Annotated in this window: 16 protein-coding genes; 9 read left to right on the top strand and 7 right to left on the bottom strand. The window is 69.3% G+C overall.

What is annotated here, in order from left to right:
* The first annotated feature begins 5 nt into the window (after nucleotides 1-5).
* Nucleotides 6-509, top strand: a complete 504-nt coding sequence (locus Q9R39_RS05840; RefSeq protein ID WP_058250738.1) for a TspO/MBR family protein — start codon at nucleotides 6-8, stop codon at nucleotides 507-509.
* Here Q9R39_RS05840 and rocD read toward each other — a convergent pair.
* Entirely contained in the window at nucleotides 475-1,731 is a 1,257-nt protein-coding gene (gene rocD / locus Q9R39_RS05835; RefSeq protein ID WP_058250737.1) for an ornithine--oxo-acid transaminase, read from the bottom strand. The two genes, Q9R39_RS05840 and rocD, sit on opposite strands and share 35 nt — an antisense overlap.
* Nucleotides 1,732-1,828: 97 nt before the next feature.
* On the opposite strand from rocD, the gene Q9R39_RS05830 reads away from it, so the two are divergent.
* Nucleotides 1,829-2,275: an Lrp/AsnC family transcriptional regulator gene (locus tag Q9R39_RS05830; protein WP_058250893.1), complete on the top strand. Its 447-nt coding sequence runs from the start codon at nucleotides 1,829-1,831 to the stop codon at nucleotides 2,273-2,275.
* Between the two features lie 249 nt (nucleotides 2,276-2,524).
* Complete coding sequence (locus Q9R39_RS05825; protein WP_058250736.1) at nucleotides 2,525-3,613, top strand: 3-deoxy-7-phosphoheptulonate synthase; 1,089 nt, start codon at nucleotides 2,525-2,527, stop codon at nucleotides 3,611-3,613.
* A 235-nt stretch (nucleotides 3,614-3,848) separates the two neighbouring features.
* On the opposite strand, the gene Q9R39_RS05820 is transcribed toward Q9R39_RS05825, so the two are convergent.
* From Q9R39_RS05820 to Q9R39_RS05805, 4 genes are all read right to left on the bottom strand, one after another.
* Complete coding sequence (locus Q9R39_RS05820; RefSeq protein WP_311277193.1) at nucleotides 3,849-5,498, bottom strand: alkaline phosphatase D family protein; 1,650 nt, start codon at nucleotides 5,496-5,498, stop codon at nucleotides 3,849-3,851.
* Nucleotides 5,499-5,613: 115 nt separating this feature from the next.
* Nucleotides 5,614-7,173 carry a PepSY domain-containing protein gene (locus Q9R39_RS05815; RefSeq protein ID WP_374193859.1) on the bottom strand — a complete coding sequence of 520 codons (1,560 nt, stop codon included), beginning with the start codon at nucleotides 7,171-7,173 and terminating at the stop codon, nucleotides 5,614-5,616.
* 107 nt (nucleotides 7,174-7,280) lie between these two features.
* Nucleotides 7,281-7,832, bottom strand: a complete 552-nt coding sequence (locus tag Q9R39_RS05810; RefSeq protein ID WP_231742312.1) for a hypothetical protein — start codon at nucleotides 7,830-7,832, stop codon at nucleotides 7,281-7,283.
* A 59-nt stretch (nucleotides 7,833-7,891) separates the two neighbouring features.
* Nucleotides 7,892-8,560: a hemolysin III family protein gene (locus tag Q9R39_RS05805; protein WP_058250734.1), complete on the bottom strand. Its 669-nt coding sequence runs from the start codon at nucleotides 8,558-8,560 to the stop codon at nucleotides 7,892-7,894.
* Between the two features lie 114 nt (nucleotides 8,561-8,674).
* Here Q9R39_RS05805 and Q9R39_RS05800 point away from each other — a divergent pair, with 114 nt between their 5' ends.
* On the top strand, nucleotides 8,675-9,457 hold the full coding sequence (locus Q9R39_RS05800) for an isoprenyl transferase (protein ID WP_058250733.1): 783 nt from the start codon (nucleotides 8,675-8,677) through the stop codon (nucleotides 9,455-9,457).
* A gap of 27 nt (nucleotides 9,458-9,484) precedes the next feature.
* On the opposite strand, the gene Q9R39_RS05795 is transcribed toward Q9R39_RS05800, so the two are convergent.
* The gene (locus tag Q9R39_RS05795; RefSeq protein WP_058250732.1) at nucleotides 9,485-10,948 is read right to left on the bottom strand and encodes a PLP-dependent aminotransferase family protein; all 1,464 of its coding nucleotides are present in this window, start codon (nucleotides 10,946-10,948) and stop codon (nucleotides 9,485-9,487) included.
* A gap of 82 nt (nucleotides 10,949-11,030) precedes the next feature.
* Here Q9R39_RS05795 and Q9R39_RS05790 point away from each other — a divergent pair, with 82 nt between their 5' ends.
* Together Q9R39_RS05790 and Q9R39_RS05785 are read left to right on the top strand one after the other, a co-directional pair.
* Nucleotides 11,031-11,810: an SDR family oxidoreductase gene (locus Q9R39_RS05790; protein ID WP_058250731.1), complete on the top strand. Its 780-nt coding sequence runs from the start codon at nucleotides 11,031-11,033 to the stop codon at nucleotides 11,808-11,810.
* Nucleotides 11,807-12,316, top strand: a complete 510-nt coding sequence (locus Q9R39_RS05785; RefSeq protein WP_058250730.1) for a carboxymuconolactone decarboxylase family protein — start codon at nucleotides 11,807-11,809, stop codon at nucleotides 12,314-12,316. Before Q9R39_RS05790 ends, Q9R39_RS05785 begins: the two co-directional genes overlap by 4 nt.
* On the opposite strand, the gene coaA is transcribed toward Q9R39_RS05785, so the two are convergent.
* Nucleotides 12,288-13,229: a type I pantothenate kinase gene (gene coaA, locus Q9R39_RS05780; protein ID WP_058250729.1), complete on the bottom strand. Its 942-nt coding sequence runs from the start codon at nucleotides 13,227-13,229 to the stop codon at nucleotides 12,288-12,290. The genes Q9R39_RS05785 and coaA overlap by 29 nt on opposite strands.
* Before the next feature lie 97 nt (nucleotides 13,230-13,326).
* Here coaA and Q9R39_RS05775 point away from each other — a divergent pair, with 97 nt between their 5' ends.
* From Q9R39_RS05775 to Q9R39_RS05765, 3 genes are read left to right on the top strand one after another with little or no spacing between them, the layout of a single operon-like run.
* Complete coding sequence (locus Q9R39_RS05775; RefSeq protein WP_058250728.1) at nucleotides 13,327-14,559, top strand: hypothetical protein; 1,233 nt, start codon at nucleotides 13,327-13,329, stop codon at nucleotides 14,557-14,559.
* A gap of 51 nt (nucleotides 14,560-14,610) precedes the next feature.
* Nucleotides 14,611-15,918, top strand: coding sequence for a serine hydroxymethyltransferase (glyA, locus tag Q9R39_RS05770; protein ID WP_058250727.1), 1,308 nt, complete (start codon nucleotides 14,611-14,613; stop codon nucleotides 15,916-15,918).
* A gap of 43 nt (nucleotides 15,919-15,961) precedes the next feature.
* Nucleotides 15,962-16,828, top strand: a complete 867-nt coding sequence (locus tag Q9R39_RS05765; protein WP_058250726.1) for an acyl-ACP desaturase — start codon at nucleotides 15,962-15,964, stop codon at nucleotides 16,826-16,828.
* Nucleotides 16,829-17,009: the final 181 nt, after the last annotated feature.

The raw sequence follows: 17,009 nt of genomic DNA, 5'->3' as shown, positions 1-17,009 counted from the left end.
GAGTCATGCGCATCTCCACTCTGATCGGGACGTCACTCGCGACCGCTGCGGCGGCAGCCATCGGCAGTGTGGTCACCAAGCCGGCGGTCGAGACCTGGTATCCGAAGCTGGCGAAACCGTCCTTCGTACCACCGAACTGGGCGTTCCCGCTCGCCTGGACCTCGCTCTACGCCGACCTCGCGGTGACCTCGGCAGTCACCCTCGACGACCTGGCCGACGACGGCGACCACGAACAACGTCAGCGGTATCTCGCGGCGCTCGGCGCCAACCTCGTGCTCAACGGCGGGTGGAGCTGGATCTACTTCGGCCGGGGCGCCCTCGGAACCGCGTCGGTCGCGGCGGCGGCGCTCACCGTGAGCAGCGCCGACCTCGCCCGGCGCACCGCACGGACGAACCGGACGGCAGGTGCCGCGCTCGCCGCCTACCCGGCGTGGTGCGCGTTCGCCACCGTGCTCTCGACGAGCGCCTGGTGGCTCAATCGTGGTCGGCGGTCACCGGCGCCTGCCTGAGCGTCGCGGCGAATCGGTCCATCGCCCAGTCGATCTCGGATTCCGTGACCACGAGCGGTGGTGCGAGTCGCAGCGTCGAGCCGTGGGTGTCCTTGGCGAGGACATTGCGTTCGGACAGCCGCAGACAGAAGTCCTTGCCGGTGCCGAGCGCGGGGTCGAGATCGATCCCTGCCCACAGGCCGAGGCCGCGCACCGCCACCACCCCGTTCCCGACGAAGTCGCGCAGTCGGGCGTGCAGATGATCGCCCAGTTCCGCCGCCCGTCGTTGCCAGGTCCCGTCGGCGAGCATGTCGACGACGGTGTGACCGACGGCTGCGGCGAGCGGGTTACCGCCGAAGGTCGATCCGTGCTGACCGGGATGCAGCACGCCGAGGACGTCGTGGTCGGCAACCACCGCCGACACCGGTAGGAGCCCGCCGCCGAGTGCCTTCCCCAGCAGGTAGACGTCGGGTTCGACGCCCCAGTGCTCTACTGCGAAGGTCCTACCGGTGCGGCCCAGACCGGACTGGATCTCGTCGGCGATGAACAGCACGCCGCGTTCGGAGCAGAGGGCCCGCGTGCCGGGCAGGTAATCGTCGGGAGGCACGACGACGCCGGCTTCGCCTTGGACGGGTTCGAGCAGGACGGCCACCGTGTTCTCGTCGATCGCGGCATCGAGGGCAGCCAGGTCGCCGAACGGGACACGAACGAATCCCGGTGTGTAGGGGCCGAATCCGGCGCGCGCCTCGGGGTCGTCGCTGAACGAGACGATCGTCGTCGTGCGGCCGTGGAAGTTCCCGGAGGCCACCACGATCGTGGCGCGGCCGTCGGGTACGCCTTTGACGTCGTAACCCCACTTGCGGGCGACCTTGATCCCGGATTCGACCGCCTCCGCACCTGTGTTCATCGGCAGGACCATGTCCTTGCCGCACAGGGAAGCCAGTGCGGCGCAGAACGGTTCGAGTCGATCGGACCGAAATGCGCGGCTGGTGAGGGTGACCCGCGCCAGCTGATCGAGTGCGGCGGCGACGATGCGTGGATGGCGGTGGCCGAAATTGACCGCGGAATAGGCCCCGAGACAGTCGAGGTGTCGACGGCCGTCGATGTCGGTGATCCAGGCCCCCTCGGCGGTGGCCGCGGTCACCGGGATCGGCGAATAGTTGTGCGCCACATGAGGTTCGACGACGCCGAGCGGTGCGCCCGCGCTGGTGTGGGTGCCGGTGCCGGGGCTCGTCATCGTCATGAATCGAGGGTATCGTCGAGGTCTGGTGCAAACAATCGACGTCGATTGCGTCTGAACGCAACGGATCGCCGGTATGGAAGCAAAGGGGAGCGGTCTGTTGCGGACACTGGACGACCTCGACGAGAGGGTGCTCGCGCACCTCACCCGGGACGCCCGGGCGACCTACCAGCAGATCGGGCAGCAGGTGGGGTTGTCGGCCCCCGCGGTGAAACGACGCGTCGACCGCCTGGTCGCCGACGGCGTCATCCGGGGTTTCACCGCGGTCGTCGACCCGCACGCGATGCAGTGGACCACCGAGGCATACGTGTTGGTGTACTGCCGGGGCAACATCTCGCCCGACGAGTTGAAGGCGGCGTGGGAGCCCATACCGGAGGTGGTGGGTGCGGCGACGGTCACAGGTCAGGCCGACGCCGTCCTGCGCGTGATGGCCCGCGACGTACGGCACCTCGAGCAGGCGCTCGAACGCATCCGGCGGGCCGGCCCGGTGGATCGATCAGAGTCGATCCTCGTGCTCAGCGAGCTGATCGACCGGGGGCACCCGTGAGAATCGGGGTGTCGAAACCGTTGTGCTAGTGTGGTCGCCGTGATCAGCACCGTGCGCGCGTATTGGCGCTTTATCGAGGCTCCGGGTGGGGCCACGATGATGCGTTGACCTGACGCGCGCACGACACACCCGGAGCCCGAGCAGCGACCCCACGGTCGCTGCTCTTGTCATTTGAGCGGGGCTCCGACCACACCCAGGGCATGCCTCGTCACCACAACGACACGGGCATGACCTCGAAAGGCACACAACGTGACCACCTTGCCGGACCTCCCGATCCGATCCGACGACAACGCCGAATCGACCTCCGACCGCCGCATCCGGGCGTTCCGTCCGATCCCGTCGCCCGACACCGTGCGCAGCGAATTGCCCCTCTCGGCACGACGAGCCGTCGCCGTCCAGCGCGACCGGGACGAGATCGCCGACATCCTCGCCGGCCGCGATGACCGGCTGCTCGTCATCGTCGGGCCCTGTTCGGTCCACGATCCGATCGCCGCCATCGACTACGCCCGGCGCCTCGCGCCGCTGGCCGATGCCTACTCCGAGCGACTCAAGATCGTGATGCGCGTCTACTTCGAGAAGCCGCGCACCACCGTGGGGTGGAAGGGCCTGATCAACGACCCCGGGATGGACAACACCTTCGATGTCGAGCGTGGCCTGCGCACCGCCCGGTCGTTGCTGCTCGACATCATCGACCTCGGTCTGCCCGTCGGATGTGAGTTCCTCGAACCGACCAGCCCGCAGTACATCGCCGACGCGGTCGCGTGGGGTGCCATCGGCGCCCGCACCACCGAGTCCCAGGTCCACCGGCAGCTGGCGTCGGGCCTGTCGATGCCGATCGGCTTCAAGAACGGCACCGACGGCAACGTCCAGGTCGCCATCGACGGCGTGAAAGCCGCTGCGGCCGAACACGTCTTCTTCGGAGTCGACGACTTCGGCAACGGTGCCGTGGTGGAGACCGCGGGCAACGAGGACTGCCACATCATCCTGCGCGGCGGCACGCGCGGCCCGAACTTCGACGCGGAGTCGGTGTCGGCGGCCGCCGAGGCGCTCGCCGCGGCCGGCCTGCCCGCCCGGGTCATGATCGACTGTTCGCACGCCAATTCGGGCAAGGATCATGTCCGTCAGGCGGAGGTCGCCACCGAGATCGCGACGCGACTCCGGGCGGCGCGCGAGGCCGGTGAGCCCTCGAACGTCAGCGGCGTGATGCTGGAGAGCTTCCTCGAGCCCGGCGCGCAGTCGACCGAGGCCACCCCGCTGGTGTACGGCAAGTCCGTCACCGACAAGTGCATGGGCTGGGAGGCCAGCGCCCAGGTCCTGGCGGCGCTCGCGCGGGGCTGACCCTTCCCTCGCCTCAGTATCTGCGGCTCGGCGGCCGTCGTGGACCATGAAAGAACACTCGTGAGCGTCCGAATCTCATGCTCCCTGAGGTGCGAGCGAAGCGAGCCACGAAGGGTGTAGCAACGTGTCTCACCAGGCCCTTCGTGGCTCGTCGCTTGCGCTCCTCGCACCTCAGGGATCAGTGGGTTGTGTGCTTCTTTCGGACCGGGGAACGATGGGAGACGCTTCGCTCGGGTCAGACGACGTCGACCTCAGACGTCGAGTCCGGGATCGTGATCAGTGCTCGACGACGCAGTGTTCCGCGGGGCGACCGTACCGACGGCGCCACGCGGAACTCGGCCTCCCACCGATCGGAGTGGATCCGGTTGAGCAGGTAGCCGCGTTGCGAGTTGCCGAACCGGACGTGGGGTGACGCTTCCTTGAGGCGGCGGTCGCCGTCGTCGCTGTCCTCCCCGTCCCCGCCGGAGGTGATCGACGTCGCGGCCAATTCGACGCCGCGCGTGAGCGATTCATCGGTGTAGGAGGTCCGGAGGTCGGCGACCACGCTGCGATGGATGTCGCCGGCGAGGGACACCAGATTGCGCACGCCCCGGTCGGCGGCGCCGCCGAGGATGCGGGAGCGCGAGGCCTCGTAGCCGCTCCACCCGTCCATGCTGACCGCCCGGGTCGAGCCGACGGTTCGGGCGAGGTCGGCCATCGGTACCTGCTGGGCGAGGACGTTCCACCGGTGCCGGGACGAGGCGAAACCGTCGAGCACCCATCGTTCCTGTTCGGCGCCGAGGATGGTGCGGGAGACGTCCGCGGTGCGCGCGTTCTGCCCGGTGTCGTTGTCCCCGTTGGCCTGATCGCTGCGGTGACTGCGGGTGTCGAGGAGGGTGAGGTCGACGAGATCGCCGAAACCGAGCCGCCGATGCGCGCGGATGACGGTTCCGTTCGGTCGGGCCGCCACCCGCACCGGCGTGTTCTCCCACCAGGCGCGCAGCGCGCGGGCGCGACGCAGCGCGAACGCGGTGAGTGGGGTGTGGTCCTCGGGAATCGCTGCGGCCCAGTTGTTGTCGACCTCATGATCGTCGAAGGTGATCACGAACGGTGCCATCGCGTGGGCGAGTTGGAGGTCGGGGTCGGACTTGTACAGCGCGTAGCGCTCGCGGTAGTCGTCGAGGTCGACTGCTTCCCGTGTTGCCGAGAGAGGAAGCACCGCATCGGGTCTCGCACCACCATGAACCGGGATCGGCTTCTCGTAGATGTAGTCACCGAGGTGGAGCACCACGTCGGGTGCATGCGCCGCCAGGTCGGCGTACGCATGGTAGTAGCCGTCGGACCAGTTCTGGCAGGACGCGACGGCGACCGTCATCTTCTCGACGCGTGCGAAAGGTGCTGGTGCCGTTCGGGTCCGGCCGACCGTCGAGACCTCGCCGAGTGCCCGGAACCGATAGAAGTAGTCGGCGGCGGGCGCGAGACCGCGGACATTGACGTGCACGCTGTGCCCCCATTCCGCGGTGGCGTGGACCGTACCCCGACGCACGATGCGGGTCATGGATTCGTTGGCGGCGATCTCCCAGTCGACTCGCACCGGGCGTGGTCCCATGCCGCCACCGGGCGCGAACGGGTTGCGCGACAATCGCGTCCACAGCACAACGCCGTCGGGGAGGGGGTCACCGGACGCCACCCCGAGTCCGAACACGCCGGCGGGGTGAGCCGGTGTGGGTAGGGCCGGCGAGGTGCCGCCGAGGAGGCCGGGCGTGAACGCGAGACCGGCGACGAGTGCCGACCAGGTGAGGAAGCGGCGTCGGGAAGTGCCGCCGCGGAGCGTGAGGTCGGGATGACAACGGATGGTCGACGGTGTGAGAAGGGCCGGTGATGCGTCGGCCGGGTTTCCCCGCATGGCCTCAGCCGACCAGGATCACCTGACCTGGGCTCCACCTGCAGACGGCGGGGACATGATGCGGAGGTGAAGTCTCCGACCTCCACGCGTACGTCCCCGCCGCCTGCCCGACGGGCTACCGCGAGTCGATCAACCCGCTCGACTCGCTCTCGGCGTCGGTCACGACGCCGACTCGCTTGCGACGGGCGCGGATTCCGAGTGCGGCGTCGACCACGAGGAACCCGAGCAGGCTGAGTCCGAGCAACGGCACGAACCAGCCCACCACCGCGGCCACCACCACGATCGCGACCGCGCCGGCCACCGGCACCCGACGCAGTGCACCCCGTGCCGGCGGGCGACCCACCGCGACCGCGCCGCCACGCTTCGGCCGCCGTTGCCACCACATCTGATAGCCGCGGACGATCAACACCACGAGCGCGATCGCCAGGAGCAGGAGAACCAGCTGGCTCACCCAGCCGAACAGGATGCCCATGTGCAGTGCGATGCCCCAGGTCGTGAGTTTCGCGGCGAGCGGCCAGTCGGCGAACCGCAGTTCGTCGACAACGGCACCGGTCGCGCCGTTCACGGTGACGGTGTCCTGGGCGAACTGCCAGGGCTGCCTGGTCTCGGCGATGGTGAAGGCGGTGTCCGCATCGGTCGGGATCGAGACCTCCACCTGGCCGTCCACACCGGCGGCCCGAGCGGTGCCCAGCACCCGGTCGAGCTGCGCGATCGTCTGCCCGGACGCTTCCGGAACGTGCTGCTCGTGACCCGCGCCGCCGTGATCGCCGTGCCCGCTGTGATCACCCAGCCCGTCCGATCCGGACGTCGATCCGGACAGCGAGGTGTCGACCGTCGGGGTCGTCCAGCTCAGCGCCGTGCGCACATCGGAGACGTGCTCACCGGCGTACTTCGACCAAGTCAGACCGGTGGCCGACAAGAACACCAACCCCACCGCGATCCAGACGCCGATCACGCCGTGCCGGTTGCGGGTGCGGTTGCGTCCGGTCGCCGATCGGTCGAAGGCGACCAGGTCGGCGGCGCGTCGTTTTCGGCGCGCGCGATACGCGGAGATCCACAGCGTGAGGCCGGCCACGGCGATGACCCACAGCCAGGAGGCGGCGAGCTCGCTGTAGATCCGGCCGGGCTCGCCGAGATGGAGGTGACGGTGCAGTTCGCTGATCCAGGTGCGCATCGGCAACGCCGCGCTGCTGCCGTAGGACACCAGCTCTCCGGTCGATTCCAGGGTCACCGGATCGATGAACACGGCCTGGCGCTTCGACGCCCCGAGGGAGGGATCGTCGAACAGGACGCGGGTCGTGTCGCCGGCCTCGGCGGCCGGGCGCACCGCGGACAGGGTGAGGTCCGGGCGGAGCCGGGCCGCCGCCTCGACCTGTTCGGAGATCGGACGTGCGTCGCCGGTGCTGTCGGTGGAGAGTTGATCGCGGTAGACGACCTGTTCCAGCGACGGGGAGATCGCGTAGAGCCCGCCACTGACCGCCGCAACGATCAGGAACGGCGCGATGAAGATGCCTGCGTAGAAGTGCAAGCGGCGCAGCAGAGGTTGCCAGCTGTTCGGGGTCACCCGCCGGTCTGGTGCGGCGGCTGGTGGAGTGGGGTTGTCGTCGGATGTTTTGGGACGGGGGTCGGGCGGCCCGGTGGGTTCACCGGGGCGGGACAGGTTCGACAGGGACACGGTGGGCCTCTCATGCGGAAGACGGCGCGCGGCATCGACCGCGGTCAGGCGGGATGGCAGACGCGCACCGACCGGCCCGTCGGGTGACGGGTCGGCGGAGTAGGGAATCAGCGCGTGAGGGCCGGGGGTCCGCGGGTGTCGAGAGCGGCGATGGCGCGCAGGCGGGGCCGCGCGTCGTCGTGGGTCGCCCGCGGGGCGCGCAGGATCGCGTCGTCAGCGGGCGGGTCGAGGACGGCCCGGATGAGAGCGACGACCGCGGTCAGGACGCTGAGCAGGGCGGGTTCGACGACGTGGATGGCGGCGGCGGTGAGCAGAGTCGCCACCGCGTGGACGAACAGCATGGTCCCGCTCGGCGCGTGTGCAAGCGCACTCACACCGGCGTGGTGCGCCGACGAGGCATCGAGCGCGGTGAGGGACACGTGTGCGAGCACCTGTCCGGCCGCGAGGAGCCCGATCGTGCCGAGCCACCCGGGACGACGACGGGCCGTCGCGCCGATCGTCCAGCCGAGTACGGTGCACGCCGCGATCATGAACACCAGAGATGAGGTGGCGGGGAGAGAACCGGCCGCGAGCCCGTGCGCGGCCACCGCGGTGCTCGCCGACAGCGCGCCGACGACCCCACCGCGAAGGCGGTGGAGGGCGCGCACGTCCGGGTTCACGGAAGGAGCATAGCGACGGCGGTCATGCCCGAACCGCGCGCGGTCAGCGAACGGGCAGGTCAGCCCAACACCAGGAGCCAGGCGGCGACGTAGTGCAGCAGGGCCGCGACTGCGGTGCATGCATGGAACACCTCGTGATGACCGAAGGTCTCCGGCCAGGGGTCGGGCCAGCGTGCCGCATAGAGGACGCCACCGACGCTGTAGAAGACACCGCCGAGCGCGAGCAGGATCAGAACGGGCAGACCGGTCTCGCCGACGAGCGCCGGGGCGACGGCCACGATCACCCAGCCCAGCACGATGTAGAGGGTGACCCCGAGCCAGCGGGGTGCGCCGGGCCACGCGATCTTGAGGGTCGCACCGGCGGCTGCGCCGGCCCAGACGATGCCGAGGACCCACCAACTGGTCGGCGAGGGAAGCCCGAGGGCGCAGAACGGCGTGTAGGTGACGGCGATGAACAGGAAGATCATCGCGTGGTCGGCACGTTTCATCCGGGTCCGCGCGCGGGCGGTCTTCCACGGAATCCGGTGGTAGCCGGCGCTGATCGCGAAGAGTCCGAGCACGGTGACCGCGTAGACGGCACACGGGACGACGGCGACGGGGTCGCCGACCGTGGCCGCGCCGATCACCAGGGCCAGCCCCGCGACCGCGGCCACATAGGCGGAGTAGTGGTGGATGACCCCGCGCAGTCGTGGGCGGACGTCAGCCGGCGGGTTCAGCAACGTGCTCACCGAACCTACGGTACCGTAACTTCGCGCGTCCACAGCGTCACCGGCAAGGCGCGATGCGACGCGTAAGGTGTCCTGCGTGACACGAGGCCGACACGACGCGGGAACGACGCGAGGATGAAGCTCCTGCCGGACCGGCTTCGACGACCCGTTCTCTCCGTCTACGAACGGCGGCTCATCCAGCTCCTCGACACCGAGCGCCTGCCGCGTCACGTGGCGATCATCTGCGACGGCAACCGGCGGTGGGCGCGTGAGGCTGGTTTCGAGGACGTCAGCCACGGACATCGCGTGGGTGCCCAGCGCATCGCGGACATGCTCGGCTGGTGCGCCGGCCTGGGCATCGAAGCCGTCACGATCTACCTGTTGTCGGCCGAGAACCTCAACCGGTCGTCGGACGAGCTCGACGCACTCCTCGAGATCGTGCCGGACATCGTCGACGAGATCTCCGCGTCCGAGGGCGAGTGGCGGATCCGCATCGTCGGCACCCTCGACGCACTGCCCGAGCCGGTGGCCGGACGTCTGCGGGCGGCCGCCGACCGCACCGCCGAACGGCAGGGGATGAACGTCAACGTCGCCGTCGGATACGGCGGGCGCCAGGAGATCGTGGACGCGGTTCGCGCACTCCTGGAGGAGAAGGTGACCGCCGGGGCGACTGCGGCCGAGATGGTGGATGCGGTCACCGTGGAGGCGATCGACGCCAATCTCTACACCAAGGGTCAGCCCGACCCGGATCTCGTGATCCGGACCTCCGGAGAGCAGCGGCTGTCGGGATTCCTGTTGTGGCAGAGCGCCTATTCGGAGATCTGGTTCACCGACGCCTACTGGCCGGAGTTCCGTCGGGTGGACTTCCTGCGCGCCTTGCGCGACTACTCCGCGCGGAGCCGGCGGTTCGGCAAGTGACTCCGCCGGTGTCGATCCGCGCCGGGTTCAGCGTGCGGCGGAGTCGGCCAGGAGCCCGGTCAATGCGGTGAGATCGGCGCCGAAGGTCGACGCCGCGGGAGTGCCGAAGCCGACGCCGATCCCGCCGGAGGGCAGCGGGTCGGCGTCGGGATGCCGGAACAGGGACTGTCCGGTCACCGCGATTCCGCGTTCGTAGGCCCGGTGGACGATGGTTCCCTCGTCGGCATGGTCGACGGGGATCAACGCGTGCAGTCCGGCGGCGATGCCGGGGAGTTCGAGTCCGATTCCGGCCAGGGCCGACACCAGCGCATCGCGCCGGGTCCGGTAGGCCTGACGGCTGCGCCGGATGTGCCGGTCGTAGGCTCCGGAACCGATCAGTTCGGCCAGCGTGAGCTGATCGACGATGCTCGCGTCGGCCTCACGGAAGCCCTTGCCGCGCAACACCGGTTCGACCAGGTGGGCGGGAGTGGCCAGCCAGCCCGCGCGTACCGCCGGCGACAGGCTCTTGCTCAGCGAGCCGGTGTGGACGACGACGTCGGGGCCGAGCGCCTGCAACGCACCGACCGGTTCGCGGTCGTAGCGGAACTCGCCGTCGTAGTCGTCCTCCACGATGACCGCGCCGGTCCGCCGCGCCCAGTCGACGACCTGCATCCGGCGCGCCGGCGAAAGAGCGACACCGGTGGGGAACTGGTGGCTGGGGGTCAGCACGACCGCGGCCGCCCCGGTGCGTTCGAGCTCGTCGATCACCATGCCGTCGGCGTCGATGCGCACCGGTACGACCCGCGCGCCGCCGCGCTCGAGGGCGTGCCGATGAAAGGGCAGACCGTGGCTCTCGACCGCGACGACACCACCGATCACCGTGCGCGCCAACAACTCCAGTGCCGACAGCACCGACGTCCCGAGAACGATCAGGTCCGGTGCGGTGCGGACACCCCGCGTGCGGGCCAGGTAACCGGTGAGGGCGTTCCGCAGCTCGAGGCGCCCGCGGGGGTGAGCCGGTCCGAAGGCGTCGTCGGGGGTCTCGGTCAGGGCGCGTCGGGTGGCGCGGATCCAGTCGTTGCGCGGGAACATCCCGGCGCAGGGTCGTCCCAGCGAGAAGTCGTGACGCAGGGCCGGCAAGGCGGTGGACGCACCGGGATCGTCGATGGCCGGTGGCCGTGCCGCACCGTCGGCGACCCGGGTGGCCGAGCCCTGGCGCGCGGTCAGCCACCCTTCCGCGATCAGTTCGGAGTAGACCGCCGACACGGTGCCGCGAGCGAGACCGAGGTCCGCGGCGAGGGATCGGTACGGCGGCAATGCGGTGCCCGCGGGCAGCCGGTTGTCGAGGATGGCCGAGCGCAGCGCCTCGGTGAGGGCCCGGCGCAGGGTGGCACCGCGCCCGCGTGCACCCGCGCCCGGATCGGGCTGCAGATCGAGGAAAAGGTCCGCGCCCAGCCGCTCGGCTACTTCGGCCCAGGGATCCGCCATCGAATTGACCCGCTTTTCTGCCATCGGATTGGACCACTTTCTTGAGCTAATTGCGGCATAGCCTAAACCCACAACACAGAGCTGTCCGTCCTTGAGGAGGAACGAGATGAAGATCGTGGTCGTGGGTGCCAGCGGTGCGCTGGGAAGTCGGGTCGCCGACCTGCTCGTCGAGCGGGGCCACGAGGTGGTGCGCGCCAGCCGGGCGACCGGCGTCGACGCCTACACCGGAACGGGTCTGGCGGCGGCGTTCGACGGTGCCGACGCCGTCGTCGACTGCCTCAGTCTCCAGACGCTGAAGGCGAAGGAGGCGATCGACTTCTTCGAGACCACGGCGACCAAGATCGGCCGCGCCGCGACGACGGCCGGCGTCGCGCACGTCGTCGTGGTGTCGATCGTCAACGCCGGCGATCCGGCGGTCAACGCCAAATTCGGTTACTACCAGGGCAAAGCGGCACAGGAGGCCGCCTACGGCGAGGTCGTCGACCCCGCGGCACTCAGCATCCTTGCGTCGGTGCAGTGGTTCGAGCTCGCCGAGCAGATGATGTCGTCGATGGGGTTCGGTCCGATCGCCGCGGTGCCCAGGATGCGGTGCGCCCCGGCCGCGGTCGCCGACGTGGCCGTGGCGGTCGCCGACGTGGTGACCGCGGGTCCGACCGGGAAGCGGACGATCGAGGTGAGCGGACCGGTGGAGATGGACCTGGTCGATGTGGCGAAAGCGGTTGCTGCGCAGACCGGCTCACCGCGATGGATATTCGGCGTCCGGTTCGGGGGGCCGGCGATCCGCGGGGGCGGACTCGTGCCCGCCGATCCCGACGTCGTCACGTCGACGACGCTCGACGGGTGGCTGGCCGGTCGCGAGAGTGCGAATGCCGGGGAACGGCGATGAGCGCCGCCGCCCGGCCGGCGACGAGAATGTGGATACCGCAGGACAATCCGTCCGTGTACAAGGCCCTCGTGGCTCTGCAGCGGGCATCGTCGGCCGGCGTTGACCCAGAACTCGCCGAACTGATCGTCATCCGGGCCTCGCAACTCAACGGGTGCGCCTACTGCCTGCACATGCACACCTCCGATGCCCTCGCCAAGGACATCGACCCGCACAAACTGATGATGATCGCCGCGTGGCGGGAGGCCGGATCGGCGTTCACCCCGGCCGAACGGGCGGCGCTGGCTCTCACCGAGAGCGTCACGCTGATCGGCGAGAACGGTGTCCCCGACGACGTGTTCGATTCCGCACGAGCCTATTTCGACGCCGCCGCGATGGGTCAGCTGGTCGCGTCGATCGTGATGATCAACGCGTGGAACCGCATCGCGCTGGCCGGCGGGTACCCGGCCGGACTCGACGAACGCCGGGCCGCGTCGTCGGTCAGAGCTTCCGCAGGCGCACCCGGTTGATGGAGTGGTCGTAGTCCTTGCGCAGCACCAGTGACGCCCGCGGCCGGGTGGGCAGGATGTTCTCGATCAGATTCGGACGGTTGATCGAGGTCCACAGATCCCGGGCCGCGGCGGTCGCCTGATCGTCGGTCAGCGACGCGTACGCGTGGAAGTGCGAGTCCGGGTTGGCGAACGAGGTGGTCCGCATCTGCAGGAAGCGCGAGATGTACCAGGATTCGATGTCGTCGATCTTGGCGTCGACGTAGATGGAGAAGTCGAACAGGTCCGAGACCATCAGCGTCGCTCCGGTCTGGAGCACGTTGAGGCCCTCGAGGATCAGGATGTCGGGCTGGCGCACATAGTGATAGACGTCGGGCACGATGTCGTAGGCGAGGTGCGAGTAGACCGGCGCGGCGACCTCGCGCGCACCCGACTTCACCTCGGTGACGAAGCGCAGAAGGGCCCGGCGATCGTAGGACTCGGGAAATCCCTTGCGGTGCAGAATGCCCCGACGCTGCATCTCCGCGGTGCGCAGCAGAAAACCGTCGGTGGTGATCAGGTCCACCTTCGGGTGGGACTCCCAGCGGGCGAGCAGGGCGGCGAGCACGCGTGCCGTCGTCGACTTCCCGACCGCCACACTGCCGGCGATCCCGATGACGAAGGGCACCTGCCGATTGGTCTGTCGCTCACCGAGGAAGGTGGAGGTCGCGGCGAACAACCGTTGCCGCGCAGCGACTTGCAGGTGGATCAGACGAGAGAGCGGCAGATACACGTCGGCGACCTCGTCGAGGTCGATCTGCTCACCGAGGCCGACGAGCTCGGCCAGTTCGTCCTCGTTGAGGACCAGGGGCATCGACTCGCGGAGTTCGCGCCACTGCCTCCGGTCGAGTTCCAGGTACAGACTGGGATCCCGATCGGTGGCGTTGCGGGCCATCAGGGCAGCTCCGCCGATGTCGGTTCCGCCGCTCCCGGAGTGATCATGCGTACAGCTTAGGGCGACGTGTGACAGCGTCGATCGGTAGCCTGCCGGTATGCCGTCCCCGACCGTCGCCGACACCGACCACGCCTCGGACCCGCTGGTGGCCGAGTACCTCCGCCTCGGCCTCGCTTTCGACCGCCTCGAACGGGGCTTCGTCGACGCCTACACCGGCGATCCCGCGCTGAAGGCGGAGGTCGAGAACGCGTCCGCACCCGATCCCGCCCGGCTCGCCGACCGCGCGCGCGGGCTGCTCGCCGACCTGCCCGGTGCTCTCGACGCGGCGCGCGCCGAGTTCATCGGCGCCCACCTGCGCGCGCTGGAGTGCTCGGCGCGCAAATTCGCCGGCGACGACGTCGGATTCGTCGACGAGGTCCGCGCCTACTTCGACGTCGACATCGCGATGGCCGATCCGGACCGGTATCGGCAGGCGCACGCCGACCTGGCGGAGGCCCTCGGCGTCCCGGGCGCCACCGGCGACGAGCTCCGCGACATCTACGCCGCGCACCGGCGTGCCGACGAGATCCCGCCCGAGCGGGTCGACGAGTGTGTCCGCGCGTTCAGCGGCGCGCTCCGCGAACGAGTTCGGTCCGCATATCCGTTGCCGGACAACGAGATCGTCGAGTTCGAGGTCGTCACCGACAAGCCGTGGTCGGGATTCAACTACTACCTCGGCAACTATCGCTCACGCGTCGCCATCAACGCCGATCTCACGCAGTACATGTCCTCCCTGCCCGCGCTCATCGCGCACGAGGCCTACCCCGGTCACCACACCGAGCACTGCCGTAAAGAGCAGTTGCTCGTCGGCGCGGGGCACGACGAGCAGTCGATCTTCCTGGTCAACACCCCGCAGTGCCTGATGGCCGAGGGCCTCGCCGACCACGCGCTGGCCGCGATCGTCGGTCCCGAGTGGGAAACGTGGGCACAGGAGATCTACGCCGACCTCGGACTCCGCTTCGACGCCGGCCGGGCGATGGGCGTCGGACGCGCCACCGCCGGGCTCCTCGGCGTTCGTCAGGACGCCGCGCTGCTGCTGCACGACCGCCACGCCGACGCCGACACCGTCGCCGAACATCTCCGGCGCTGGCTTCTCGCACCCGAGGAACGGGCCCGGCAGATGCTGCGATTCCTCACCTCGCCGCTCTGGCGCGCGTACATCAGCACCTACGTCGAGGGATACCGATTGGTCGAGGCGTGGCTCGAGCAGGCCGACGACCGCGCGGCCGCCTTCGGTCGCCTACTCGACGAACCACTCATCCCGGCGAGTCTGCGGCGCGAACTGCTGTAGACACTCGGCCCGCTCGCTTCGCTCCCGGCGCCTGGTACCTAGAATCGGGGCATGACCGCGAATCCGTCATCCTTGAACTCGATGTCCCTGGCCGAGCTCGACCCCGACGTCGCAGCCGCCATGAACGGTGAACTCAGCCGCCAGCGGGACACCCTCGAGATGATCGCCTCGGAGAACTTCGTGCCGCGTGCGGTGCTGCAGGCCCAGGGCAGCGTGTTGACCAACAAATACGCCGAGGGATATCCGGGACGTCGCTACTACGGCGGGTGCGAGTACGTCGACGTCGTCGAGGACATCGCCCGCAACCGGGCGAAGGAACTGTTCGGCGCCGACTTCGCGAACGTGCAACCGCACTCGGGTGCCCAGGCCAACGCCGCGGTGCTGCAGGCCCTGATGGAGCCGGGGGAGACCATGCTCGGTCTCGACCTCGCGCACGGCGGTCACCTCACCCACGGCATGCGCCTGAACTTCTCCGGCAAGCTCTACGAGAACGCCTTCTACGGCGTGAGCAAAGAGGACTTCCGCATCGACATGGACGAGGTGCGCAAGATCGCCCTCGACGTCAAACCGAAGGTCATCGTCGCCGGGTGGTCGGCCTACCCGCGCACGCTCGACTTTGAGGCGTTTCGCTCCGTCGCCGACGAGGTCGGTGCATACCTCTGGGTCGACATGGCCCACTTCGCCGGTCTCGTCGCCGCCGGCCTGCATCCGTCGCCGGTCCCGCATGCCGACGTCGTGTCCTCGACCGTGCACAAGACCCTCGGCGGCCCGCGTTCGGGGATCATCCTGGCCAAGCAGGAGTGGGCCAAGAAGCTGAACTCGGCGGTGTTCCCCGGTCAGCAGGGCGGGCCGCTCATGCACGCGATCGCCGGTAAGGCGGTGGCCCTGAAGATCGCCGCCACCGACGAATTCGCCGAGCGCCAGCGGCGCACCCTGTCCGGGGCGCGGATTCTCGCCGAACGCCTCAACGGCACGGATGTGGCCGGCGCCGGCGTCTCGGTCCTGACCGGCGGTACCGACGTCCACCTCGTGCTCGTCGATCTGCGCAACAGCGCACTCGACGGCCAGCAGGCCGAGGACCTGCTGCATCAGGTCGGCATCACCGTCAACCGCAATGCGGTGCCGTTCGATCCGCGGCCGCCGATGGTCACCTCGGGCCTGCGCATCGGCACCCCGGCGCTGGCCACCCGCGGCTTCGACGACGAACAGTTCACCGAGGTCGCCGACATCATCGCCACCGCGCTCGCGGCCGGCGACGCCGCCGACGTCTCGGCGCTGCGTGGTCGCGTGTCCAAGCTCGCGCTCGACTTCCCGCTCTACGACGGTCTCGAGGAGTGGGGCCTGATGAGCCGGATCTGACCTGGATTGCCTGTCCCGGCGGCGCGTCCGTATCCTTTCAGCGATGAACGCCCTCACTGAAGACGACCTGATCATCGCGCTCGAGAAGGCTCTTCCCGAGATCGCCGAAGACCACCAGTCGGCCGCGGCTCCGTGGAATCCGCACGACTGGGTGCCGTGGGACGACGGACGCAACTTCGGGTTCCTCGGCGGAGCGGATTTCGATCCGTCGGAGGCCTTCCTGTCCGATGAGGCACGTGCGGGACTGCTCGCCCTCCTGCTGACCAAGGACAACCTGCCGTCGTACCACCGGGTGCTGGCCAAGCACTTCCCGGCCTTCTCGGACTGGCGGCAGCTCGTGGGCGTGTGGACCGCCGAGGACAACCGCCACGCGATCGTCCTGCGCGACTACCTCGTCGTGCGGCGCGCGATCGATCCGGTGGACGCCGAGGAGCGTCGTCGCATCCACGTCACGCAGGGGTATCGGCAGACGCCGGAGCAGGTCGAGCCGCTCGGCCCGCTCGACGTGCTCGCGCTGATGGCGGTACACGAGAACCAGTGCGTGCACTTCATCAAGCGCCTGTCGGCGGTTGCCGGCGACGAGGCGCTCGTGGAGATCCTGACGAAGATCTCCAACGACGACCAGGGCCAGGCCACCACCTTCGGCGCGTCCCTCAACGCCGGTGTCGTCGCCGACCAGGACACCACGGTCCTCGCCATCGACCGGGCGCTGGCCCTCGACGAGCCGATCGGCCACGACATCGCCGACTTCGACGCCGAGCGCGCACTCCTCGCCGACTACGAGAACGCCGAGGTGAAGGCGGCCATCGCGGCGGCCCTGGCCGACGCGGTCAAGCTCGACACCGTCTCCGGTCTTGGTGAGGAGGCGGAGGCCGCGCGCACCCGCATCCTCGCCCGCACCGGCCGCTGACGACTCGCGCCCAGTACGAACACGGCGCCACCGGGACGACGAAAGTCCTGGTGGCGCCGTGTTGCGTCTCCGGTGGAAACGATACGGCGGTTTACCCACAATTCACGCCGACACACCGGATTCCGGCGCGCCGCCAACGATTTCCGCGCGTACGTTGGCGAGTGACGGACCGCGGGGAAGC

The organism is Gordonia sp. AC31 (assembly GCF_031844505.1).
In the GTDB taxonomy this organism is placed as follows: Bacteria; Actinomycetota; Actinomycetes; order Mycobacteriales; family Mycobacteriaceae; genus Gordonia; species Gordonia hongkongensis.
Note: the sequence above shows the minus strand (reverse complement) of the source record. Positions and strands in the feature narration are given on the sequence as shown.